We start from the raw sequence: 22,657 nt of genomic DNA, 5'->3' as shown, positions 1-22,657 counted from the left end.
AGGTTATCCGAATGAAGACGGGCCGAGTGCCCCGTCAAATCGCCGGATGGCCCCCGGTAACAAAAACGGCGCCCGCAGGCGCCGTTTTTCATTTTCCCTCAAAAGCGAGGGGCAAACAGAAGGCTTATTCGTCTTCCAGATAGGCGTAGCCTTGCAAGCCCAGCTCCAGCTCGTCGAGCAGGGCTTTGCGAGTGGCATCGTCCAGCGCCGGGTGAGCGGCGATCCGCTGGTAGTTCTCGCGGATCACGGACGGGTCGATGTTGACGTAACGCAGCAGCTGGTCGACGGTGTCGCCACGCACCACGTTGCGAATGTCCATCTTGCCCTCTTCGTCCAGCCACACTTCCGCGCAGTGGGTGTCACCGAACAGGTTGTGCAGGTCGCCCAGGATCTCCTGATAGGCACCGACCAGGAAGAAGCCAACGTGGCACTCTTCGTTCTCGCCGTAGACCGGCATTGGCAGGGTGCTCTCGACCCCCAGACCGTCGACATAGTGCTCGACCTGACCGTCGGAGTCACAGGTGATATCCATCAGGATACCGCGACGGCTAAGCGGACGATCGAGACCGGCCAGCGGCATCACCGGGAATACCTGACCGATACCCCAGGCATCCGGCAGGGACTGGAACAGTGAGAAGTTGGCAAAGCACTTGTCCGCCAGCTTTTCACTCAGCTCGTCAGCCAGCGCACGGTGGTTGCGGTTGACCGGGTTGAGCATCTCTTTGAGTGCCAGACAGGTGTTCTGGTGCAGCATCTCGGCCCAGGCACGCTGTTCAAGGTTCAAGAGGCCCATGGTGTACTGGGTATTCACGTCACCCAAATCTGCCACCGAGTCATGGAAGATCTCCAGCAGGGAGGGATCTTCGCTGCGCAGATCCAGCCAGCCTTTCCACATGTTCTGCAGAATGGTCGGTGCATCTTCGTCCGGCGCGCTGATGTCGTTCATCTCCACCCCTTCGGCACCAATGATATTGGTGACCAGCACGGCGTGGTGGGCGGTCAGGGCACGGCCAGACTCGCTGATGATGGTCGGGTGCGGCAGATCGAACTCGCGGCAGACATCGCCGATGCCCCATACCACGTTGTTGGCGTACTCGGAGAGGCTGTAGTTGGCGGAGCAGTGGCTCTGGGAACGGGTTCCCTCGTAGTCCACCCCCAGGCCGCCACCGACGTCCACAACTTCGATGTTGGCACCGAGGCGACGCAGTTCAGCGTAGAAACGGCCGCACTCGCGTATGCCGCCCTGAATGTCGCGGATATTAGCGATCTGGGAGCCCAGATGGAAGTGCAGCAGTTGCAGGCAATCCAGCTTGCCCAGCCCGCGCAGACGTTCGATCAGCGCCAGGATCTGGGAGGCGGAGAGACCAAATTTGGACATGGAGCCACCGCTCGATTCCCACATGCCGGAGCCGGTGGAAGCGAGCTTGGCACGCACCCCGATGTTGGGCTTGATGTTGAGACGAGCTGACTCGTCCAGCACCATTTCCAGTTCGGAGGGCTTCTCCACCACGATGTAGACCTTGTGGCCCATCAGGTTGCCCAAGAGGGCGTGGCGGATATATTCGCGGTCTTTGTAACCGTTGCAGACGATCACCGAGCCTTGCTCATGGTGATGGGACAGCACGGCCAGCAGTTCCGGTTTGGAACCAGCTTCCAGGCCAAGCCGGGGCTTGTCGCTGTAGGACTGGCTGATGGTCTCGATGACACGACGCTGCTGGTTTACCTTGATCGGGTAAACGCAGAGGTAGTCCCCTTCATAGCCTGACTTCTCGATGGCCTGACCAAAGGCGTTGAACAGCGCATCGACCCGACTCTTGAGGATGTCAGGGAAGCGCAGCAACACGGGGGTGGTCAGCCCGGACTGACGCAACTGTTCGATGGCGTCAGAGAGCACGATATGCGCGTCAGGGCGTGATTTGTCGGGGGCGACGGTCACATGACCGGCGTCATTGATATTGAAAAAACCCGCACCCCAGTAGGGAACGTTGTAGACCTTCAAGGAGTCCTTGCTGGACCAGTTAGTCATGGGCTATGCCTCGCAAATGAGCGACCCAAAGTCGCCTTCGTTACCCTCAATCACATCCAGACCATCTAGTGCAGAGTACGGCGAGCGCTGCCATCACGAGACGCAGCCACCCAAACCAACCCTTTGCACATCGCGGCAAGCCAGAGGCTGCCTGGTGGATCTTGGGGAAGTAACGAGTCTTGATGTGGGGCTGGTGGCTTTACATCAAGCTCAACGGTATGCGGTGCCACTATGCCGTAGCGCCGCGGTACTTTGATGACAGACGACATCAGCCACGCCGTCAGTTCATCATTCGGCAGCGATCCCGACAGAAGGAGAGGGTTCCAAGGAAGAGAAGCGAAGGCGCCAGCACGCATGCGTGTTGATAGACGACAACAACCACAGCCCACCTCACCGTCAGTGACCGCCCATGACAAGGGAAGATGATGAGCCGGTGGCCCACTCGGTCAAATGAAGGATGAGAGTCTGTTGTTCTCCCTGATACCGGAGCCTAACCGGTATTAAAGAAACCATTCCCCAGCAGTGTCTGTCGTTTCTGCGTGCCTCGCCCTATAGGCGTATGATCGGTCGGGTTTCTGGCGGCTCTGCCTGCTTCAGGGTTGCCCTTGGATCGGCGCGGAGTGTACACACTTACCGCGGGCAGTGACAATAAAAAATAGTGTTCAAAATCCCCTTTTAATAAGTCGATCAAATCTTGCTGGCGGGCAGGCGGGCTCTGGGATGGCGCAGGTTATGCGACAGCCCGGTTTCCCCTTGAAAAGTGTGTGAAAACGTCATGATTGGGCTGACGCCTTGCTGTACGGTCGCTGAGGGGAATTTGGCCACCACCGCCAGCGCCTAAATATCGCAATAAATGTCACATTTATGCGATCTCCCTCCCGGACGTTGCCCCGCGCGCCGCACATTCGCCGCTCTTCCCTTGCGTCAAAAAATGGGAAAAACCTGCGCTGACGCAATGAGTGCCCCGCACGGATTGGCCACAATGACCGCTCACAATCGGTTAGAGGCTGACTAATGGATACCCTGCTTGAGCGTTTTCTGCGTTACGTAACTTTTCATACCCGCTCCGATGAGACCAATCCAGCCTGCCCCAGCAGCGAAGGCCAACTGATCTTTGCCCGTGCCCTGCAAGAAGAGATGAAGGCGCTGGGGCTAACCCGGGTCACCCTGGATGAGCACGGCTACCTCACCGGCTGCCTGCCGGGCAACCAGCCGGACGCCCCCGCTATCGGCCTGATTGCCCACATGGACACCGCCGACTACGAGGCGGAGCACGTAGTACCGCAAATCATCGAAAACTATCAGGGCGGCGACATCTGCCTTGGCAAGGGTGACGAGGTGCTCGCCATTCGTGACTACCGCTTCCTGAAAAACTACCTGGGTCAGGATCTCATCACCACCGACGGCACCACCCTGCTTGGTGCCGACGACAAGGCGGGCATCGCCGAGATCCTCACTACCATCGACCACCTGCAGGCCCACCCCGAGATCCCCCGCGGCGATATTTGGGTCGGCTTTACTCCGGATGAGGAGATTGGCCGTGGCGCCAACCTGTTCCCGCTGGAGAGATTCCCGGTCAAGTGGGCCTATACCGTGGATGGCGGCGAACTGGGCGAGCTGGAGTATGAAAATTTCAACGCCGCCAGCGCCAGGGTTCGTTTTATCGGCAATAACGTCCACCCCGGCACCGCCAAGGGGAGCATGATCAACAGCCAAACCCTGGCCGCCCGCTTCCACGCCGCCATGCCAGCCGACGAGACCCCGGAGTGCACCGACGGGTATGAGGGCTTCTTCCATCTGGCCCAGATGAGCGGCACCGTGGAGGAGAGCACCCTGCACTACATCATCCGTGACTTCGACGACGAGCACTTCGCCGCGCGCAAAGCCGAGATGCAGAACCGGGTGGCCGCCCTGCAGGCCGAGTATCCGAAGGCCCGCATCGAGCTGACCCTGACCGACAGCTACCGTAACATGCGCAGCCAGATCGAGCCGCACATGCATATCGTCGAGCTCGCCAAGGCCGCCATGGAGGCCGCCGACGTGGTGCCGAAGATCAAGCCCATTCGCGGCGGTACCGATGGCGCCCGTCTCTCCTTTATGGGTCTGCCCTGCCCCAACCTCTTCACCGGAGGCCACAACTTCCACGGCAAGCACGAGTTCATCCCGCTGCAATCCATGGAGAAATCGGTCGCCACCCTGGTGGAGCTGGTGCGCCTCACCGCGGCTTGGCGCGGCTAATCGAGTCGCTATCCTTACCACGACCACCGAGGGGGGGAGCCGGTTAACCGGCTCCCCCCTTGCTATCTGGCCATCACCCATCAAGAAAGGGAAACCGGGGAGGGTCGCTCAGGAGCAACTGGCCGCCGCTGCCATCAAATTGTCATCCCGCTGACATGTCGCGGGAACAGTGTCACATCATGCTGGGAGCAACGGATCGCCGGAGCCCCCCAGATGTTCACTATCGATACCCTGCTGACCCAGCACTTCCCCCGCCTGCTTGGCTACCCCCTGCTTACCCCGCTGTTAAAGCGGCTGCTGGGCTGGCTGCTCAACGAACGTGCCTTTGCCGACTTTGCCGCCCGCTACCCGCACCTGCGCGGCCTCGACTTTGTCGAGCAGGCGCTGACCCAGCTCGATTTCGACTATCGGGTCAGCGAGGCGCAGCTGGAGCATATTCCCGCCAGCGGCCGGGTCATTCTAGTCGCCAACCACCCCATCGGCTCGCTGGACGGACTAGCGCTGCTGCAACTGCTCGGCCGCATCCGCCCCGATGTGAAGATCGTCGCCAACCAGCTGCTGGCCCAGCTCGCGCCGCTGCGCCCTTTGCTATTGCCGGTGGACAATATGGAGGGCAAGACCGATCGACAGGCCATCCTCGCCATGAACGAACACCTCGCCCATGAAGGGGCACTGGTGATCTTCCCCGCAGGCGAAGTCTCGCGGCTTGGCCTCAAGGGGGTGAAAGATGGCCCCTGGCAGGCAGGCTTTATCAAGCTGGCCCAGCGCACCCGCACCCCGCTGGTGCCCATCCATCTGGGAGGGCGCAACAGCCTCTGGTTCTATCTCGCCTCCTGGCTCAACAAGCCCGCCTCCGCCCTATTGCTGGTGCGCCAGCTGTTTCGCCAGCAGGGGCAGACCCTGCCGGTGACCATAGGAGCGCGCATTCCGCTCGGCAGTTTTCAGGAGCTGCCCGCCAAGACGGCGGCGCGGCTGGTGCGCAACCACCTCTACCGGATTGGCCGTGGCAAGGCGGGACGGCTGCAGACCGAGGCCCCCATCGCCCTGCCGGGGGATCGCCGCCAGCTCAAACAGGCCATCGAAAGCTGCGAACAGCTCGGCACCACCCCGGATGGTCAGGGGATCTACCTCTACCGCCGCCACGAACTGAGCCACTCGGTGATCCTGCGCGAGCTGGGGCGACTGCGGGAGATCGCCTTTCGCGCAGTGGGGGAAGGGTCTGGCAAGCGGCGGGATCTCGATGGTTTTGACAACGACTATCACCACCTGATCCTCTGGGATCCGGCCCGACTCGACATTATCGGCGCCTACCGCTTTGCCCCGGTGGCGGAGCTGCTGGCCAGCAAGGGGAAGGATGGCCTCTACAGCCACACCCTGTTCGGCTTTGAGGATAAGTTGCTGCCCCGGCTGGAGCAGGCCATCGAGCTTGGCCGCAGCTTTATCCAGCCCGCCTACTGGGGCAAGCGGGGGCTCGATTATCTCTGGTTCGGCATCGGTGCCTATCTGGCCCGCTATCCCCGCTACCGCTACCTGTTTGGCCCGGTGTCGCTCTCCGGCAGCCTGCCGCCGGCGGCCAAGGATCTGCTGGTGAGCTTCTACCGCCAGCACTTTGCCCCCGAGCTGGCGCTGGCCCCCTCCCGCCGTCCCTACCCCGAGACGCAGCCTCTGTTCGAAGGGGTGGATTACGGCGCCGATCTCAAAGCACTCAAGGCCCGTCTCGACAATCTGGGCTGCGCCATCCCCACCCTCTACAAGCAGTACTCCGAGCTGTGCGAGCCGGGCGGGGTGCAGTTTATGGACTTTGGTATCGACCCCGACTTCAACCACTGCATCGACGGGCTGGTGTGGGTCGATGTGAGCCGCATCAAGCCCCACAAGCGGGCCCGCTATATCGGCAGTCATCTGGCCGAGCCGCGCTCATAGCCCTGCAGGCGCCAGGCAAACAGCCAAAGGCAAAAAAGGAGAGAGAGGCCATCGCCTCCCTCTCCTTTAGCTCTCATGCTCAGCACCTTTTCGAGGCGCTCGGCCCATCTGGCGTTACTCGGCCGCCTTGCGATCCGAGTGGCCGAGATCCCGCTCAGGGGCGATAACATCGCGCACCCGCTGCTTGATCTCCTTGGCCTCGGGGAAGCCGTCATCGACCACCCGATCCCACACCTGCACCCCGTTCACCAGAATGCGGAACTCCCCCTTGCTGGCCGGCACCAGCGCCACCTCCCCCAGATCGCTGTCAAAGGTGGAAAGCAGCTCCTGCGCCAGCCAGGCGGCGCGCAGCATCCAGCGACAGAGGGTGCAGTAGCGGATTTCGATGCGGGGTTTGCTGATCAGGGTTTCAGACTCGGTCATGAGTGACTCCATAAAAAAAGCGGCCAATGGCGGGAAATGGCGTACCGCCACCCAATGGCCAATCCCGGTTCGGTCAAATCAGCGCTGATCAACCCCATGAAAATCGGCCAGCCAATGGCGGGCAATGGTACGCATCGCCGATTCTGGCAGCTCGAACAGGCCGGGAGCAAGAGGGCCTGCCGCCAGCATCCGGATCCCTTCCATGATCTCCGCCAGCACCAGATAGACATATTCGCCAATCACGGCGCCATGGACGAAGTTGACCGCCTCGCCCCGGTTGAGCAGGTAGATCTGGGTACCATCCGGCCGGTTGAGGGCCAGCACATGGGGGCACACCTCTTCGCTCGGCCACGGCAACTGGGCCAGCGAGAAGGCAAACTCGTCATCGGCCGAGGTGACCGAGGCGACCATGGTGCCGGGGCGCAGCGCCTGCAGATCCGCCAAATCCAGCGAGCCGTTGCCGGTAGAGCAGATCACCAGCTCGGCGCGGCTCAAGGCTTCAGCCTTGGTGATCAAGCGAAAACCGTGAGAGAGCGCTTCGACCTGTCGCAGCACATCTGTTTCCACCAGCCCGAGATGAAGATTGCGACAGCGCAGGTCGCGGGCGATGCTGCGCCCCACCTTGCCATAGCCAAACAGCACGGCTTCGCAGACGTTGAAAGTACGGTTGAGATTACGAGCCAGCGACTCCGCGGAGTAGACCACGCTCAAACCAATCTGGATATCCTCGGCCTGCTTGAGGGGACTGCGTGCCACCGACACCACCGGGGTCGCCAGCACCTCCTGCTCATAGCGTTGATGGCCGTTCTCGGTCATCTCCACCACCCCGAGGAAACGGGGGCCGAAGTATTCACTCAAGATCACCTGGGTTTTGGCAAAGTAACCGCCAATATCGAGGATCAGCAACCGCTCGTGGGGGGCCACCAGCGGCGCAATCTGCTGGATGAGGCTGTCGGGTTCATTGGTCCAGCGTCGGTTGAGGGGCAGCACCGGATAGTGCTGGGATACCCACTCCAGGGTCGGGCAGTGTACCGATTTCGGTTTGGGCAAAATGGCACCAATCCGTCCAATCTGACCGAGAGCGTCGATAAAACGGGGGCGATCGGGAAGCAGGTGAGTGACCAGCAGAATGCAGAGACCATCGATACGTCCCTGTCCGGTGAAATGGCGAAAAAACAGATGCTCAGATCCTTGACTGCGCAACTGTGGCCTCCTTATGTGCCGCAAAGCAGGCAAACAGAACCCGGCGCGGCCGGGTTCTGTGTGTGTCCAAATAAAATGAAAATCCTTTTTATCTGAAACACATAGGGGGCTCAATCATTATCTGCCAAGAGTATGAGCAGGTATGCAAAAATGGCGCCATTTGACCATTTTCCACACAAGTATCAGTACAAAGAAGCAGCAGGCCAGACCCACCATAGGCTGAGCCCGGTTCCCGCGGCAGCGAGCAGGATCAGCCCACTCCAACGCACTGGCCAGGGTTTGTCACGTAACGCCCACTCCAGCAGCGGCAGCAACCAGACCGGCAGCAATACCAGCAGCGGCACCTCCACATATTGCCAGGCCAGCATCTGGACGAAGGCGAGGGCCAGCGCCAGACCGGCGGGTGCTACCTTGATGTCAACAAAGGTGGCAAGCAGGGCGCGAAAACCGACGAAAGCGGCCAGCGCACCGGCCAGCTGGGCAATCAGCAGACTGCCATCGATGCCGATCACCAGTGCCAACCAGATAAAGCCGAGGGCAAACCCGAGCCCTTCGCGGCTGTCACAGCGCAAGGTGCTCCAGCCAAACCAGAGGATGGCGGGCAGTAGCGCCAGCCAGATCCCGGGTTCGCTCGCCAGTACCGAGGCCAATCCCTGCCACCACACCAGCGCACTGAACACCGCAAAGAGCAGCAGTGAACCGCGCAGATCGTTCACCTGAGCCGCAATGGCGGGCACCAGCAGGGTCAGCGGCAGCCACTGCCACGCCTTGGCCGGAATACCATAGAGACCGCCGAGCAATGAGCCCACCAGCCAGAGCGCCAGCGCGCCCCACAGATAACCCAGTCGCGGCCAGCGCCACGATAGCAAAGCGGCTCCCAGAGGAGCCGCCAGGGTTTGCAGCAGAAGTTCCGCGCCCATTACTTGCGCACGCCTTCGACAAACAGGTTGATGTTCATCTCGTCCGGAATGCCGGGCAGCATGTAGCTCACGCCAAAGTCACTGCGCTTGATGGTGGTGGAGGCGTTGAAGCCGCTGCGGTAGCCGCCCCAGGGATCCTTGCCTTCGCCGATCTTGACCAGATCGAAGGCCACTTCCTTGGAGACACCGTGCAGAGTCAGGGTCCCTTTCAGCACGCCTTTATCCTTGGTGCCCTCGTAAGCGGAGCTGACGAAGGTCATCTTGGGATACTGCTTCACGTCGAGGAAGTCCGGACTGCGCAGGTGCTTGTCGCGGGCCTCGTGATTGGAGTCGACGCTGGCGGCATCCACTTCAAAGCTCGCCTTGGCGGCCGCCGGGTTGGCGTCATCCATGCTGAAGGTGCCGCTGAAGGTGTTGAAGCGACCCACCAGCTCGGAGAAGCCCAGGTGACCCACCTTGAACTGCACCGTGGTGTGCGCCGCATCCACATCGTAATCCGCCGCCATCAGAGGGGTAGCCATAAACAGGCAGGAGGCCAGCAGAGCCTTGGTCATTTTCATCCGTTCGTTCCTTCATCTTGGGGTTCACATCAGTGGTTAAAATGCTAACCTCGTTCTGAAGATGAATAATCAGTGATTTATTAAATTCATTATTTACTGAGGATGGAAAATGGACCAGATCGCCGCCATGCGTACCTTTATCAAGGTGGTGGAGTGCCAGAGCTTTACCAGGGCTGCCAACCAGCTCGGCATCTCGGTCGCCATGGCCTCCAAGCTAATGCAGCAGCTGGAGGAGTCCCTCGCCACCCGGCTGCTGTCGCGCACCACCCGTCAGGTCAATCCCACCGAAGCGGGCCAGTTCTACTACCAGCGCTCCCTCGCCCTGCTGGCGGAGCTGGAAGAGACCCACAGCCAGCTGACCCACCACAACCAGCAGCCGAACGGCACCCTCAAGCTCTCGGTGCCGATGGATTTTGGCTATCTGCACCTCTCCCCCGCCCTGCCGCTGTTTCGCCAGCGCTTCCCCGATCTCAAGCTCGATATCGAGTACAGCGACCGGCGGGTCGCGCTGGTGGAAGAGGGGTTCGATCTGGCGCTGCGGATCGGCCACCTCAGCGACTCCTCGCTGGTGGCGCGCCAGCTTGCCACCATTCGGGTCGAGCTTTGCGCCAGCCCCGCCTATCTGGCACGCAAGGGCAGACCGGAAAAACCCGAGGATCTCAAGCAGCACGACTGTCTGATCTACACCCTGACCCAGCCGGAGTGGCACTTCAAACGGGGAAACGAGCAGCAGAGCATCCGGCCACAGGGGCCGCTGCGGGCCAACAACGGGGTGGCGCTGACCCGCGCCGCTTGTGATGATCAGGGCATCATATTGCAGCCCACCTTTATCGTGGGGGAGGCCCTGCGGTCAGGACAGCTGGTCAGCCTGCTGCCGGAGTGGGACAAGGGAGAGGTGGGACTTTATGCGGTCTATCCGCACCGCCGCTTCGTCTCGGCCAAGGTGCGCTGCTTTATCGAGTTCGTGCAGGAGCGCTATCTCGCTCCGCAACAGTGGGATGCGCCGACCTGATTGCCAGAGCAGAGGGTACGGCCTGACTGTCCGGCCTGCTGGTCCGGCTTGAAACCTAACGCTGGCCGGATGCGGTGGTGGATGCAGCAACAGGGGGGAGCTTGGCTAGCAGACGCTCCTGCTCGAGGCTTAACTGCCAGCGTGGCAAACGGGTGCGTATCACCGACAACTGCTGCTCACTGAAGGCATAGGGGAGCGCCACTTCAATCTCGGGGCAGTCAAACATGGCGGCCAGCTGCAGGATCAAAATGAGGTTTGCCTCGTCGGTCTTGTGCTTGTTGACCCGTTTGCGGATCTCGTGGCGCAGCTGGGTTTCGGGGTCCTGGGTCATCGCCTGCCAGCCGAAACCGAACAACGGCACCAGCGCGCTGACAATCCCCAGCGCCGTCATCGGCTGCTTGGGGGGATGATAGAGTGCGTTGAGATCCAGCAGAACAGGATTCTGACGAACCTCACCATCACCAAATAAAATCGTTTTCGTCATTGGATTACCCGTTATATTCCACTAGACTGCGCCGCATATTTTACCCCGATATGCCAACGAGGTGCTGATGCTAAGCGATATCGAGATCTCCCGCCAGTCCCCCCGTCTCTCAATCCACGCGCTGGCCGAACGCCTCGCCATCCCCCAGCACCTGCTCAGCCCTCATGGCCACTACAAAGGCAAGCTCAGCCTCGACCTGCTCACGTCTCAACCCACACAGCGCGGCAAGCTGGTACTGGTGAGCGCTATCACCCCGACCCCGCTCGGTGAAGGGAAAACGGTGACCACCCTTGGCCTCTCCATGGGGCTCAACCATATCGGCCAGCCCAGCATCGCCACTATCCGCCAGCCGAGCCTCGGGCCGGTATTCGGGGTCAAGGGGGGCGCTGCCGGTGGCGGCCACGCCCAGGTGGTGCCGATGGAGGAGATGAACCTCCACCTCACTGGCGATTTTCACGCCCTGACGGCGGCCCACAATCTGGCGGCAGCAGCCCTCGATGCCCGCCTGTTCCACGAACAGAAACTGGGTGCCGAGTTCACCGCCAAAACCGGCCTGCCGCGGCTCGATATCGATGCTGACAACATCCTCTGGCCACGCACCCTCGACATGAATGACCGCGCACTGCGCCACCTCACGATTGGACAGGGGGGCGCTGCCGATGGTGTGGAGCGCAGCGATCGCTTCGTCATCACCGCCGCCTCCGAGCTGATGGCCATTCTGGCGCTGGCGAGCGATCTGAAAGACCTGCGCCAGCGCATCGGCCGCATCCAGCTGGCCCGCGATATTCACGGCAAGCCTATTACCGCCGAACAGCTGGAAGTAGCGGGCGCCATGACGGTGCTGCTCAAAGATGCGCTGCAACCGACCCTGATGCAGACCACCGAGCAGACGCCGGTGCTGGTGCACGCCGGCCCCTTTGCCAACATCGCCCACGGCAACTCCTCGGTGATCGCCGATCGTATCGCCCTTGGCCTGACCGACTATGTGGTGACCGAGGCAGGTTTTGGCTCCGACATGGGGCTGGAGAAATTCTTCAACATCAAGAGCCGCCAATCAGGTATTACCCCCGCCTGCGTGGTGCTGGTGGCCACGGTGCGCGGCCTCAAGGCCAACAGCGGCCTGCTCGATATCCGCCCGGGCCAGCCGCTGCCAGCCAGCCTGCAAGGGGAAGATCTGCCAACCCTCAAGCAGGGCTGCGCCAACCTCGCCTGGCATATCCGGAACGCCCGGCGCTACGGGGGGCCGGTGGTGGTCGCCATCAACCGCTTCCCCACCGACAGCGAGGCCGAACTGGCGCTGCTGGCCCATGAAGCGCAGCAAGCCGGTGCCTGTGGCGCGGCCATCTCCAACGCCTTCACCCAGGGTGGTGCCGGCGCCAGCGAGCTGGCCCGCGCCGTGGTCACCGCCTGCGAGCAACCAGGTAAGGTGAAACTGCTCTACCCCGACGAGGCGAGCCTCGACGCCAAACTGGCGACCCTGGTGGAGTGCGGCTACGGCGGCCGCGGAGTGCAGCTCTCCGACAAAGCCCGCCAGCAGCTGGCCCAGCTCTCCGCCGAAGGGTGGGATCACTTGCCCATCTGCGTGGCCAAGACGCCGCTCTCCATCAGCCACGACCCAGCCCTCAAAGGGGTGCCGACCGATTTCGAGGTGCCCATCGACGAGGTGAAGCTCTGCGCCGGTGCCGGGTTCGTCTATGCGCTGGCGGGCCCCATCATGACCATGCCGGGGCTGGGCAGTCTGCCTGCCTATCGCCATATCGATATCGATGAGAACGGCGAGATAGTCGGCCTGAGCTGAGCCCTTCCACAACGCCAGAAACAACAAGGCCCCGCCAATTGGCGGGGCCTTGTTGTTATCCATGCATCAACCCTTAGAGGGTGAAGCGCTGGGTCATATGGTGCAGGGTGTTGGCCAGCTTGCTCAGTTCGACGCAAGCCTGGGCGATCTGATGAGCGCCCTGGGCATTCTCGTCAGCGGCATTGTGAATATTGACGATGCTGCGGTTGAGCTCTTCGGTCACCGCGTTCTGCTCTTCGGTGGCGGTGGCGATCAGGGTGTTCATGTCAGTGATGCGCACCACAGCACCGTTGATGGTCTCGATACTGGTACCGGCATCCCGTGCCAGACCGACACTCTCCTGCATCTGGTGACGGCTCAGCTGCATGGCGTTGCCCGCCTCGGCGGCGCGACTCTGCAAGAGCTCGATCATCTTGCTGATCTCGGCGGTGGAGTCCTGGGTACGCTGGGCCAATGAACGCACTTCATCCGCAACGACCGCAAAACCACGACCCTGCTCACCGGCACGGGCCGCTTCGATGGCGGCGTTAAGGGCCAGCAGGTTGGTCTGACCGGCGATATCGCGGATCACATCCAGCACCACGCTGATGTTGGCGCTGTCGGCCTCCAGCTGCTGCACCACTATGCCCGCCTGTTCAATCTTGACCGACACCTCTTCGATGCTGGTAATCGAGCTGCGTACCACTTCGCTGCCGGCAGCAGAGGTGCGGGAGGCATCCTTGGCGGCGCTCATGGCATCCGTAGTGTTGCGGGCCACTTCGTTGACGGTGGACTGCATCTCGTTCATGGCGGTCGCCACCTGGGAGACTTCGTTCTGCTGGATGGCCATGCCGCTGGCAGACTGGCTGGAGATGGCGCTCACCTCCTCCACCGCACTGCTGAGTTGGCTCACGGAGCCGGCGATCTCACTCACCAGATCGGAGAGGGAGCCCTGCATCCGGTTGATGGCGGAACCCAGCTGACCCAGTTCATCACGGTTGAAGCGGCTGTCGCGGATCCACTGCTGCAGTTCGCCCTGACCCAGATCGCCATTGGCAATACGCTGGGCCTGACGGGCCAGCATGATCAGCGGGTCGCGGATCTGGCGGGTCAGTACCACGGAGAGCACCACCACAAGGATCAGACCAATCACCAGCGCGATTGTGACACTCAGATTGGCGGATTGATAAGAGTCGACAATGTCACTGCGGGATTCAGACGCATAACCATGGTTAATCTGGATCAGGGAGGCCACTGACTTGCTCAGCGCGGTGTAAAGGGGAACCCCCTCCTCAAGGAAGATGCGTTGGGCTTCGGCAAGCTGATCGCTGTCTTGCAGCTGTGTGACTCGCTGGTGCAGGGCGACGTAACGATCCCAGTCAGATTTCACCGTATCGAAGGTACGGCGCTCCGCCACATCCTCAGGCCAGATCGTCTTGTCATGGGCAATCAGCTGCTGCGCGATCGAGTTAAGCTGTTGACTGGCAATATTCCGATATTCAGCCCTTTTCAGCGGCTCGGCGGCCACCACGAAATAACCCAGCTCATAACGACGCAACTCACCGAGAGAATCCCCGATCGCGCTGGTGCGATTGACCGCTGGCAAGATGCTGTCGGTAAACCGGATGGCAACATCATTCATGTTGCCAAACTGGACAAGGGCAAAACCGCCGATAAAGGCGACCATCAAACCGAGCACGGCAAAGCCGGCGGTGAGTTTTTTACCTATGGTCATGGTACTGGTATTCATGGGATATCCTGGTGGTCGTTAAATTCGTAGCACTCGTCCGGTTCACGCCCTCCTGACATGAACTATCTGGCCACCTGTTCAGTGGCGCACCATCCAACCTTGATGAATATCTCTGAATTCCATGAGCGGCAGCGAGAGCCGTGAGGGGGCGCTAGAGTAACCGGATTGTGACGGTTCGGAAAGAGTCTGACCGGTTACTTTTTGTAAGGTGAAAACGAGGTTTTTTTCGTGTTCGATTAAATATACCGCTCAGATGAATAAATCGAAAAAATGCATAACGTTTGCATAGGGCAAGCCACGCGGGCCAAGCAGTGGCAGACCGCCACTCTCATCCTGAACCAATGAAAAACGCCAGCAATGGCAGCTGGCGTCTCGTTTATTCAGCATGGCGGTTACAAAACAACCGCCATCTTATCCGCGCAGGCCACCGAGAAATTCGGCCCGGGTATCGGGCTGGGTCTTGAAGACACCGCCGAGGGAGGTGGTGGTGGTGTAGGAGGTGGAGTCCATCACCCCCCGCGCCTTGACGCAGTAGTGGGTCGCCTTGATGCTGATAGCCACGTCCTTGGTACCTAGCAGGGTCTGCAGCGCCAGCAGGATCTGCTGGGTCAGCCGCTCCTGCACCTGGGGACGACGGGCGAAGAACTGCACGATGCGGTTGATTTTCGACAGGCCAATCACCTTGCCGCGAGGGATATAGGCCACATGGGCCATGCCATCGATGGTGACGAAGTGGTGTTCGCAGGTGCTGGTGAGGCTGATGTCCCGCACCATGATCATCTCGTCCACCTGCATCTTGTTCTCGATCACCGTCACCTTGGGGAAGGTGGAATAATCGAGGCCGGAGAAGATCTCGTTGACGTACATCTTGGCGATGCGGTGCGGTGTCTCGGCCAGACTGTCATCGGCCAAATCCAGCCCCAGTGTCTCCATGATGGAGCGCATATGGCCTTCGATCTTCTCCCGCTTCTGCTGACTGTTCAGCTCGTTGGCAACCAGGGGGGTTTCCAGTCCCTGGGCTTCGAGGGCAGCCCTGACCAGCAAGGCTTCCGGACTTAAGGTTGTCATTGTCTTTTCTCCCACGCTCAGGGACTGTGAGGGCTGCTCAAGGAGCATCCCCCTATGTTATGGCGGCGCACAGGGCCGACGGTATCGCTGTAATGGTAGCCACACAGGATGTGACGGCCATCTGTTATGGCGGCATAGTAAACGGCCATTGCCGCCAAGATTCAAGTCAACTTGTGCGTCACCTCATACTTTATGGCCATCTACCCCCGTTTTTGCGCCGATTACCCCGAGATTCCCTCGAGATAACCTGCCCATCCCCGGGGAATTTTGTGATAATCCCGCCTTCAATCATAGAAAGAGGTCATGACGATGGGATTTGATACCAGCGGACTACTCCCCTTAAGCGATGCCCTGCAAGGGATGCTGGAACAACTTGCCTGCTGCTGCGACACCGAGCAGTTGCCCCTGCCTGATGCCCTTGGCCGGGTACTGGCCTGTGATATCGCCTCCCCACTCGCCGTGCCCCCCTTCGACAACTCTGCCATGGACGGTTATGCCGTACGCCTTGCGGATCTCGCCAGCGGCACCCCGCTCATCATGGCGGGCAAAGCGTTTGCCGGTCAGCCCTATCAGGGTGAATGGCCCGCTGGCCACTGCGTGCGTATCATGACAGGTGCTCCGGTACCGGCTGGTACGGATGCAGTGGTGATGCAGGAAGAAACGCAGGCCGACGGCGATCGGATCACTTTTCTGGCACAACCCGAACCGGGCCAGAATATCCGCCGCGCCGGCAGCGATATCGGCAAGGACGCCTGCGTGCTGCCAGCCGGTACTCGCCTCACCCCGCGCGAAATGCCACTGCTGGCCTCCCTCGGCGTGGCTACCGTCACGGTGCGTCGCCCGCTGAAAGTGGCCATCTTCAGCACCGGTGATGAGCTCAAACCGGTTGGTACCCCGCTCGCCCACGGCGATATCTATGACTCCAACCGCTATGGCGTACGGGCCATGCTGGCGCGCATGGGCTGCGACTGCCTCGACCTTGGCATCATCCCGGACGATCCCGCCCAGCTGCGCGCCGCCTTTATCCGCGCCGACGAAGAGGCCGATGTACTCATCACCACCGGCGGCGTCTCGGTGGGGGAAGCGGACTTCACCAAACAACTGCTGGACGAGCTCGGCGAGATTGGCTTCTGGAAGCTGGCCATCAAGCCGGGCAAGCCGTTTGCTTTTGGCCGTCTGCCCCGCGCCTGGTTCTTCGGCCTGCCGGGCAACCCCGTCTCCGCCATGGTCACCTTCGATCAGCTGGTGCAACCGGCGCTGGCCAAGCTGGCGGGCCAACGCTTCGAGCGCCCGCTTCAGCTGCAAGCCATTGCGGCCGAACCACTCAAAAAGAGCCCCGGCCGACTCGACTTCCAGCGCGGCATCATGAGCCAAGGGCCAAACGGCATCGAGGTGCGCAGCACCGGCTCGCAGGACTCCGCCGTGTTCAGCTCCCTGTCGCAAGCCAACTGCTACATAGTTCTTGAACGGGAACGGGGCCGCGTCGCCGTGGGCGAGACGGTCACCGTGGAGCCATTCGGGGGATTGCTGCTGTGAGCGAGATCCTGAGCGACGCCGAACTGCTGCGCTACAACCGCCAGATCATCCTCAAGTCCTTCGATTTCGAGGGGCAGGAGGCGCTCAAGCAGGCCAGGGTGCTGGTGATCGGCGCCGGTGGCCTTGGTTGCGCCGCCAGCCAGTATCTGGCGGTGGCCGGGGTTGGCCAACTCACCTTGGTCGATTTCGACAAGGTGGAGCTCTCCAACCTGCAGCGTCAGGTGCTGCACAACGATGAGCGCATCGGTCACTACAAAGTAGACTCTGCCGCCCAGTCGCTGCGCGCGCTCAATCCCTGGCTCAAGGTGGAGACCCACGCGGCCGTGGCCGACGAGGCGCTGCTCGATACCCTGTTGCCCCAACACCAGCTGGTATTGGATTGCACTGACAACCTGGCCATTCGCGACCTGCTCAACCAAAAGGCACGCCAGCACAAGGTGCAGCTGGTCAGCGGCGCCGCCATCCGGCTGGAGGGGCAGCTCTGCAGCTTCACCTGGCAGGAAGATGAACCCTGCTACGCCTGCCTCAGCGCCCTGTTTGGCGAGCAGGCCCTCACCTGCGTCGAAGCCGGTGTACTCGCCCCCGTGGTGGGATTGGTGGGCAGCCTGCAAGCACTGGAAGCTATCAAGCTCTTGGCAGGCATGGGCAAAAGCTACAGCGGCCGCCTGCTGATGATCGACGGCCTGAGCGGCACCTTCCGCGAGATGAAGCTGCCCAAGCGCCCCGACTGCCCCGTCTGCTCCCATCCTTGACGCAAACGGGATCAAAAAAGCCGAACCCTGTGGTTCGGCTTTTTGGTACCTGCACCTAACAACCCCTTCCTCAATGGGTCGTGAGGATCCGTTGCAACAGGTGATTAAAGCCCGAGGGGTCTTCCGCAGGCCAGGCGTGGTGGCCGTTGGGGGTGTGGATGGTGGCGTTGGGCAAGGCGGCAAACTGCTCTACCCGTTTGGCCAGCGGCAGGTAGTCATGACTGGTGGAGATGATGGCCACCGGCTGCCAGATGGCGCCGAGCCGGGCGCGTACCGACCAGCCGGGTAGCGCCTCCAGCAGCGCCTTGTAAACCTTCTTTTTGTTGCGCACGAAACGCAGCCGGAAGGTGTGGCGCACCTGCGCCAGATCCGGGCCCGGGAAGAGCTCGCGTCCCAGCCACCAAGCGAGCGGACGCATGCCAAACCAGCGCAGCCACTTGAGGCGCTGGGCATAACGCTCCTGCTCTTTGGGGCTCTCCAGCAGAAACTCGCTAAAACCGTTGACCAGCACCAGCCCCTGCACCTTGTGCGGCAGTTGCAGCGCCAGCTCCAGCGCTACCATGGCACCCAGCGACAATCCCACGACCCAGGTGGGTTCCGGCTGTGCATCGAGCCAGTTCACCACATCGGCTGCCAAAGTCGCCACATCGAACGGCCCCTCCTGCATGCTCTGGCCGTGGCCGCGCAAGTCCAGCGCCACCACCCGGTAGTGTTCGGAAAACCGTTCGATCTGCGCCTGCCAGTCGAGGCTGGAGGAGCCCAGCCCATGCAGTAGCAACAGCAAGGGGCCCTCCCCCGCGCTGCGCAGGGCAAGACCGTTGAATTTCATCACCTGATTGCGGCGCATCAGTGTATTGCCTCTCGACTCATCACCTGAACCATCTCTTGTTGTTATGTCACCCGTGGTTATCCTGCCACGGCACGGCGCCCAATCAGCCTTCGCTGACCAGACTCACCGCCTTGATATAAGCGTAGAGCTGCTGCTCCGGCGCCAGCGCCAGCCGCCTGGCGGAGCGGCTGGTGATCCGGGCCAGCAGTATCTGCTGACCCAGCGCCAACTGCAACAGGGTCTGGCCGGGGCGCACCTCGCGCACCGCCAGCAGACGGGTGACGAGACAGTTGGAAAGACTGGAGTGCTCGATGGGGGTGGTAGCGATCACCACATCGCGCCCCGCCACCTTGATCTGCAAGGGACCGCTCTCGTCCGGCACATGGGTCATGGTGACCCGCAGCTGCTGCTCACCGAGTTGCAGGGTCGCCATCTGCTCGTCGTCATCATAGTGGGCCAAGGTGGCATTCAGCATCACCCCGGCATCGTCGCGACTGGCGAGCGAGAGATCGGTGCGGGCGAAGATTTCGCTCGGCCTGCCTTGTGCCTCGACCCTGCCACTTTCCAGCAGCACCAGCTGATCGCAGAGCAGGCTCACCTCCTCCATGGCGTGACTGACGAAGATCATCTGGATGCCGCTCTCCTGCTGCAACCCCTTGAGCACATGGGCCTGATGGATGCGGCTGCGCCGATCCAGCGCCGAGAAAGGCTCATCGAGCAGCAGCAGATCAGGCTCGGCCAGCAGCGCCCGCCCCAATGCCACCCGCTGGCGTTGACCGCCAGAGAGGGCATGGGCAGGCTGCCCCAGCAGATCGGCAAAACCGAGCCGAGCCGCCAGCGCTTCGGGCTGCCAGCGCCCTCGCCCCTTGCGGGCCGCCAGTTGCAGATTGCCAAGCACCGTCAGATGGGGGAAGAGGCGTGAGTCCTGAAACACCAGCCCGATCCGGCGCGCTTCGGGCAGCAGTTGAGCATACTCCCGATCGCGCCACAGCAAGCGATCCCCGTTTTGGCGATCGAGCCCGGCGATGATGCGCAGCAATGTGCTCTTGCCACAGCCCGAGGGGCCGAACAGGCCGAGGATCCCCCCCAGCTCGAGGGTCAGTGCGCAGTCGAGGGTAAAAGGGCCAAACTCGCGCCAGGCATGGAGGTTCAGGACATGGCGGTGCGGCACGTTCACTGACGGCATAGTGGCGGGCTGGTTCATCCAAACACTCTCCGCTGTCTACGCTGCAACACCCCGTAGACCAGCACCAGCATTACCAGCGAGAAGGCCATCAGGCCGCCCGCCAGAATATGGGCGTTCTGGTAGTCCATCGCCTCCACATGATCAAACAGGGCGATGGAGAGCACCTGGGTTTCGCCGGGGATATTGCCGCCAATCATCAACACCACGCCAAACTCCCCCAGGGTATGGGCAAAGCCCAGCGCCGCCGCCATCACAAAGCTCGGCAGGGTCATCGGCAAGATGATGTGGAAGAAGCGTTCCAGCGGGCCGAGCCCCAAAGTAGCGGCGGCCTCCAATTCCTTGTTGCCCATGTTGACGAAGGCGGAGGTGAGCGGCTGCACTACGAACGGCAGCGAATAGAGGATGGAGGCAAACAGCAGGCCGAGAAAGCTGAAGGCGAGCGGGGCACCAAAGGTGTCGCGCCACCAGGCGCCGAAGCCATATTCGGGGGAGAAGGCGAGCAGCAGATAAAAACCCAGCACTGTGGGGGGCAGCACCAACGGCAGTGCCACCAGCGCCTCCACCAGCGGCCGCAGCCGGTTCTGACTGCGCGACAGCCACCAGGCCAGCGGCGGTGCCAGCAACAGCAAAATCGCTGTGGTGCAGGCCGCAAGCTTCAGGGTGAGCCAGACCGCCAGCAGATCCCCTTCACTCATTGCCGACCTCCCGGTTGATAAATGCCCCCAACAGCATGGTATCCATCCTTATTGCAAAGAGTGGCCGACCCGAAGGCCGACCACTCAGGGTATCGCATCAGGCCCATCCCCTTATTGGGGCAAGGCATAACCCGCTGCCTTGATCTGCGCCTGACCCGGCCCCTTGAGCCAGGCCACCAGCGCCTCGACCGCGGCGCCTTTCTTCAATACCAGCCCCTGCTGCTCGATGGGGGGATAGAAGCTCGCAGGCACAGCCCAGGCTTCGCCAGTCTTGCCCGCCTCAACCAGATTGGCCCAGGCGACAAAGCCCAGTTCAGCATTGCCGGTGTCGACAAATTGCCAGGTCTGGCCGATGTTGGCGCCGGTCAGCAGCCGGTACTGCTTGGGATCGATCTTGAGATGGGTGAGGGTCGCCATGGCAGCAGCACCATAGGGGGCGGTACGGGCATTGGCGATGGCGAGGTTGCCTTTCCAGCTACGCAGGGTCGCCTCGTCAGGGGCCGGCCCTCCCTTCTTCCAGAGCCCCAGCTGGCCGATGGCGTAGGTGAAGCGCTCACTCCCCTTGCCCTCTTTTTCCAGCTTCTCGGGGGTCGCCGCATCGGCGGAGAGGAAGAGATCGAACGGTGCGCCGTGACTGATCTGAGTGTAGAGCACTCCGGTGGCGGCAGACGAGATGGCCAGGGTGTGGCCGGTCTTGGCGGTGAACTCCTTGCCGATACGATCTATGGTGCCCTTGAAGTTGGCCGCCACGGCCACTTTCACTTCATCGGCCTGCACGACACCGGTATGCAAGGTGGCGGCGCAGACTCCTACGATGACAACAGATAACAGCGGTTTCATTCCCTTTCTCCTGATGGGGCCCGCACATCCGCGCCCCTTGGCGGGGCCGTGGTTCCCGTTGAACCTGCGCCCCTCGTGATGAACAGGTCAGGCTTGCCAGCGGGCGGCGGCGGCGTTGTCGCTCTCCTTGGCCTCGACCCAGCGTTGCACACCCTCGGCAGTCAGCTCTTTTTTCCAGAACGGCGCCTGGGTTTTCAAGAAATCCATGATGAAGTGACAGGCGTCAAAGGCGGCGTCGCGGTGGGCACTGCTCACCGCCACCAGCACGATCTGATCGCCAAGCCACAACTCGCCGATACGATGAATGAGGGTACACTCCTGCAGCGGCCAGCGGCGGCGGGCCTCCTGCACGATATCGGCCAGCGCCTTCTCGGTCATGCCGGGGTAGTGCTCGAGGGCAAGCCCCTTCACCTCCTCCCCCTGATTGAAGTCGCGCACCTTGCCAACAAAAGTGACGATGGCGCCACTGTCGGCGCGGGTGGCGAGGCGGGCATATTCGTCCGCCAGCGAGAAATCCTCACGCTGCACCAGAATGCGGTCTGTAATGGCTACGTCGTTCATGGCTCAGCCTCCGGTCGTTACTGGAGATAAAGTGAAGAAGGCCACTTCGTCACCACCGCACAGCTCAGTGGTGCGATCCACGGTCATTATCTCGCTCATCCTTAACCTCCGGTCACCGGCGGGAAGAAGGCCACCTCATCGCCATCGTTGATGGGGGTATCGAGGGGCACCAGGGTCTGATTGACCGCGACCAAGAGCTTGCCTGCTTCCAGCGCCAGCGCCCACTTGTCGCCGCGTTCACAGAGCGCCGCACGCAGTTGTTCGGCGGTGGCATAGTCGCAGGGCAGGCTCAGCTCATCGCAGGCCACCAGCTCTCTTACTTGCGCAAAAAACAGTACCTTGATCATGCTTGCTCCCCGCTATTTGACCCCAGCTGAAAATGGCCGGACTTGCCGCCCTTTTTCTCTACCAGCCGCACCTGTTCGATCACCATGTCCTTTTGCACCGCCTTGCACATGTCGTAGATGGTCAGCGCCGCTACCGACGCGGCGGTCAGCGCTTCCATCTCGACACCAGTCTTGCCGGAGAGCTTGCAGAGGGTGCGGATATGCACCTTTTGCTGCTCGGGCAGCGGCACTATCTCCACCTCGACTTTGGTCAAGGCCAGCGGATGGCAGAGTGGGATAAGATCGGAGGTCTTCTTGGCGGCCATGATGCCGGCGATGCGGGCGGTGGCGAACACGTCACCCTTGTGGTGCTGGCCGCTCAGGATCAGCGCCAGCGTCTCGGGGGCCATGACAACAAACGCCTCGGCGCGGGCTTCGCGCTCGGTCACCTGCTTGTCGGTCACATCCACCATATGGGCTTCGCCGCTCTGGTTCAGATGCGTCAGGTTGGGCTGGGTCTGCTTGGTATCTGTCTGGTTCATCGTTTG

21 protein-coding genes are annotated in these 22,657 nt (G+C 61.5%); 6 read left to right on the top strand and 15 right to left on the bottom strand.

From position 1 onward, the window contains the following. Positions 1–124: 124 nt before the first annotated feature. A complete protein-coding gene (gene speA, locus G5179_RS07545) occupies positions 125–2,026 on the bottom strand; it encodes a biosynthetic arginine decarboxylase (RefSeq protein ID WP_005344160.1) in 1,902 nt (633 codons plus the stop codon). Between the two features lie 1,014 nt (positions 2,027–3,040). Here speA and pepT point away from each other — a divergent pair. Continuing rightward, positions 3,041–4,264 carry a peptidase T gene (pepT, locus tag G5179_RS07540; RefSeq protein WP_421258139.1) on the top strand — a complete coding sequence of 408 codons (1,224 nt, stop codon included), beginning with the start codon at positions 3,041–3,043 and terminating at the stop codon, positions 4,262–4,264. A 213-nt stretch (positions 4,265–4,477) separates the two neighbouring features. Beyond that, entirely contained in the window at positions 4,478–6,187 is a 1,710-nt protein-coding gene (locus G5179_RS07535) for a lysophospholipid acyltransferase family protein (RefSeq protein WP_216951722.1), read from the top strand. Between the two features lie 114 nt (positions 6,188–6,301). On the opposite strand, the gene G5179_RS07530 is transcribed toward G5179_RS07535, so the two are convergent. From G5179_RS07530 to G5179_RS07515, 4 genes are all read right to left on the bottom strand, one after another. Continuing rightward, positions 6,302–6,610: a SelT/SelW/SelH family protein gene (locus tag G5179_RS07530; protein WP_005344153.1), complete on the bottom strand. Its 309-nt coding sequence runs from the start codon at positions 6,608–6,610 to the stop codon at positions 6,302–6,304. Positions 6,611–6,688: 78 nt separating this feature from the next. Beyond that, complete coding sequence (locus tag G5179_RS07525; RefSeq protein WP_421252472.1) at positions 6,689–7,813, bottom strand: adenosylhomocysteinase; 1,125 nt, start codon at positions 7,811–7,813, stop codon at positions 6,689–6,691. A 182-nt stretch (positions 7,814–7,995) separates the two neighbouring features. Further along, complete coding sequence (locus tag G5179_RS07520; RefSeq protein WP_421258138.1) at positions 7,996–8,733, bottom strand: hypothetical protein; 738 nt, start codon at positions 8,731–8,733, stop codon at positions 7,996–7,998. Next, a complete protein-coding gene (locus tag G5179_RS07515; RefSeq protein WP_005334411.1) occupies positions 8,733–9,293 on the bottom strand; it encodes a YceI family protein in 561 nt (186 codons plus the stop codon). The genes G5179_RS07520 and G5179_RS07515 overlap by 1 nt, the downstream gene beginning before the upstream one ends. A 109-nt stretch (positions 9,294–9,402) precedes the next feature. On the opposite strand from G5179_RS07515, the gene G5179_RS07510 reads away from it, so the two are divergent. Then, a complete protein-coding gene (locus tag G5179_RS07510) occupies positions 9,403–10,305 on the top strand; it encodes a LysR family transcriptional regulator (RefSeq protein WP_421258137.1) in 903 nt (300 codons plus the stop codon). Between the two features lie 55 nt (positions 10,306–10,360). On the opposite strand, the gene G5179_RS07505 is transcribed toward G5179_RS07510, so the two are convergent. Then, positions 10,361–10,789 (bottom strand): hypothetical protein, encoded by a 429-nt coding sequence (locus G5179_RS07505; protein WP_421258136.1) that lies wholly within the window; start codon positions 10,787–10,789, stop codon positions 10,361–10,363. Positions 10,790–10,856: 67 nt separating this feature from the next. Between G5179_RS07505 and G5179_RS07500 the strand changes: the two genes are divergently transcribed. Next, entirely contained in the window at positions 10,857–12,587 is a 1,731-nt protein-coding gene (locus G5179_RS07500; RefSeq protein WP_421258135.1) for a formate--tetrahydrofolate ligase, read from the top strand. A 73-nt stretch (positions 12,588–12,660) separates the two neighbouring features. Here G5179_RS07500 and G5179_RS07495 read toward each other — a convergent pair whose 3' ends face one another. Next, positions 12,661–14,316 carry a methyl-accepting chemotaxis protein gene (locus tag G5179_RS07495; protein WP_421258134.1) on the bottom strand — a complete coding sequence of 552 codons (1,656 nt, stop codon included), beginning with the start codon at positions 14,314–14,316 and terminating at the stop codon, positions 12,661–12,663. 411 nt (positions 14,317–14,727) lie between these two features. Next, positions 14,728–15,384: a GTP cyclohydrolase I FolE gene (gene folE, locus G5179_RS07490; RefSeq protein ID WP_005344140.1), complete on the bottom strand. Its 657-nt coding sequence runs from the start codon at positions 15,382–15,384 to the stop codon at positions 14,728–14,730. 309 nt (positions 15,385–15,693) lie between these two features. Here folE and moeA point away from each other — a divergent pair, with 309 nt between their 5' ends. After that, on the top strand, positions 15,694–16,920 hold the full coding sequence (gene moeA / locus G5179_RS07485; protein ID WP_421258133.1) for a molybdopterin molybdotransferase MoeA: 1,227 nt from the start codon (positions 15,694–15,696) through the stop codon (positions 16,918–16,920). Beyond that, positions 16,917–17,672, top strand: coding sequence for a molybdopterin-synthase adenylyltransferase MoeB (gene moeB / locus G5179_RS07480; protein ID WP_274160338.1), 756 nt, complete (start codon positions 16,917–16,919; stop codon positions 17,670–17,672). The genes moeA and moeB overlap by 4 nt, the downstream gene beginning before the upstream one ends. Positions 17,673–17,742: 70 nt before the next feature. Here moeB and G5179_RS07475 read toward each other — a convergent pair whose 3' ends face one another. From G5179_RS07475 to moaC, 7 genes are all read right to left on the bottom strand, one after another. Continuing rightward, positions 17,743–18,519 (bottom strand): alpha/beta fold hydrolase, encoded by a 777-nt coding sequence (locus tag G5179_RS07475; protein WP_421258132.1) that lies wholly within the window; start codon positions 18,517–18,519, stop codon positions 17,743–17,745. A gap of 85 nt (positions 18,520–18,604) precedes the next feature. After that, positions 18,605–19,705, bottom strand: a complete 1,101-nt coding sequence (modC, locus tag G5179_RS07470; protein WP_335838102.1) for a molybdenum ABC transporter ATP-binding protein — start codon at positions 19,703–19,705, stop codon at positions 18,605–18,607. Then, positions 19,702–20,382 (bottom strand): molybdate ABC transporter permease subunit, encoded by a 681-nt coding sequence (gene modB / locus G5179_RS07465; RefSeq protein WP_005361814.1) that lies wholly within the window; start codon positions 20,380–20,382, stop codon positions 19,702–19,704. The genes modC and modB overlap by 4 nt, the downstream gene beginning before the upstream one ends. A gap of 111 nt (positions 20,383–20,493) precedes the next feature. Next, positions 20,494–21,222 (bottom strand): molybdate ABC transporter substrate-binding protein, encoded by a 729-nt coding sequence (gene modA, locus G5179_RS07460; protein WP_202003236.1) that lies wholly within the window; start codon positions 21,220–21,222, stop codon positions 20,494–20,496. An 87-nt stretch (positions 21,223–21,309) separates the two neighbouring features. Beyond that, the gene (moaE, locus tag G5179_RS07455) at positions 21,310–21,783 is read right to left on the bottom strand and encodes a molybdopterin synthase catalytic subunit MoaE (RefSeq protein ID WP_202003233.1); all 474 of its coding nucleotides are present in this window, start codon (positions 21,781–21,783) and stop codon (positions 21,310–21,312) included. A 101-nt stretch (positions 21,784–21,884) separates the two neighbouring features. Beyond that, on the bottom strand, positions 21,885–22,130 hold the full coding sequence (gene moaD, locus G5179_RS07450; RefSeq protein ID WP_005353453.1) for a molybdopterin synthase sulfur carrier subunit: 246 nt from the start codon (positions 22,128–22,130) through the stop codon (positions 21,885–21,887). After that, the gene (gene moaC / locus G5179_RS07445) at positions 22,127–22,651 is read right to left on the bottom strand and encodes a cyclic pyranopterin monophosphate synthase MoaC (protein ID WP_421258131.1); all 525 of its coding nucleotides are present in this window, start codon (positions 22,649–22,651) and stop codon (positions 22,127–22,129) included. The genes moaD and moaC overlap by 4 nt, the downstream gene beginning before the upstream one ends. Between the last annotated feature and the right edge of the window lie 6 nt (positions 22,652–22,657).

This window comes from Aeromonas sp. 600886 (assembly GCF_049174935.1).
Lineage (GTDB): Bacteria > Pseudomonadota > Gammaproteobacteria > Enterobacterales > Aeromonadaceae > Aeromonas > Aeromonas veronii_A.
The sequence above is the reverse complement of the archived record's forward strand: the minus strand, read 5'-3'. Positions and strand labels throughout refer to the sequence as shown.

Excerpts from the sequence above, each read along its gene's own strand:
- speA (WP_005344160.1), bottom strand. The coding sequence starts at position 2,026 with ATGACTAACTGGTCCAGCAAGGACTCCTTGAAGGTCTACAACGTTCCC.
- pepT (WP_421258139.1), top strand. The coding sequence starts at position 3,041 with ATGGATACCCTGCTTGAGCGTTTTCTGCGTTACGTAACTTTTCATACC.
- G5179_RS07535 (WP_216951722.1), top strand. The coding sequence starts at position 4,478 with ATGTTCACTATCGATACCCTGCTGACCCAGCACTTCCCCCGCCTGCTT.
- G5179_RS07530 (WP_005344153.1), bottom strand. The coding sequence starts at position 6,610 with ATGACCGAGTCTGAAACCCTGATCAGCAAACCCCGCATCGAAATCCGC.
- G5179_RS07520 (WP_421258138.1), bottom strand. The coding sequence starts at position 8,733 with ATGGGCGCGGAACTTCTGCTGCAAACCCTGGCGGCTCCTCTGGGAGCC.
- G5179_RS07515 (WP_005334411.1), bottom strand. The coding sequence starts at position 9,293 with ATGAAAATGACCAAGGCTCTGCTGGCCTCCTGCCTGTTTATGGCTACC.
- G5179_RS07510 (WP_421258137.1), top strand. The coding sequence starts at position 9,403 with ATGGACCAGATCGCCGCCATGCGTACCTTTATCAAGGTGGTGGAGTGC.
- G5179_RS07505 (WP_421258136.1), bottom strand. The coding sequence starts at position 10,789 with ATGACGAAAACGATTTTATTTGGTGATGGTGAGGTTCGTCAGAATCCT.
- G5179_RS07500 (WP_421258135.1), top strand. The coding sequence starts at position 10,857 with ATGCTAAGCGATATCGAGATCTCCCGCCAGTCCCCCCGTCTCTCAATC.
- G5179_RS07495 (WP_421258134.1), bottom strand. The coding sequence starts at position 14,316 with ATGAATACCAGTACCATGACCATAGGTAAAAAACTCACCGCCGGCTTT.
- folE (WP_005344140.1), bottom strand. The coding sequence starts at position 15,384 with ATGACAACCTTAAGTCCGGAAGCCTTGCTGGTCAGGGCTGCCCTCGAA.
- moeA (WP_421258133.1), top strand. The coding sequence starts at position 15,694 with ATGGGATTTGATACCAGCGGACTACTCCCCTTAAGCGATGCCCTGCAA.
- G5179_RS07475 (WP_421258132.1), bottom strand. The coding sequence starts at position 18,519 with ATGCGCCGCAATCAGGTGATGAAATTCAACGGTCTTGCCCTGCGCAGC.
- modC (WP_335838102.1), bottom strand. The coding sequence starts at position 19,705 with ATGAACCAGCCCGCCACTATGCCGTCAGTGAACGTGCCGCACCGCCAT.
- modB (WP_005361814.1), bottom strand. The coding sequence starts at position 20,382 with ATGAGTGAAGGGGATCTGCTGGCGGTCTGGCTCACCCTGAAGCTTGCG.
- modA (WP_202003236.1), bottom strand. The coding sequence starts at position 21,222 with ATGAAACCGCTGTTATCTGTTGTCATCGTAGGAGTCTGCGCCGCCACC.
- moaE (WP_202003233.1), bottom strand. The coding sequence starts at position 21,783 with ATGAACGACGTAGCCATTACAGACCGCATTCTGGTGCAGCGTGAGGAT.
- moaD (WP_005353453.1), bottom strand. The coding sequence starts at position 22,130 with ATGATCAAGGTACTGTTTTTTGCGCAAGTAAGAGAGCTGGTGGCCTGC.
- moaC (WP_421258131.1), bottom strand. The coding sequence starts at position 22,651 with ATGAACCAGACAGATACCAAGCAGACCCAGCCCAACCTGACGCATCTG.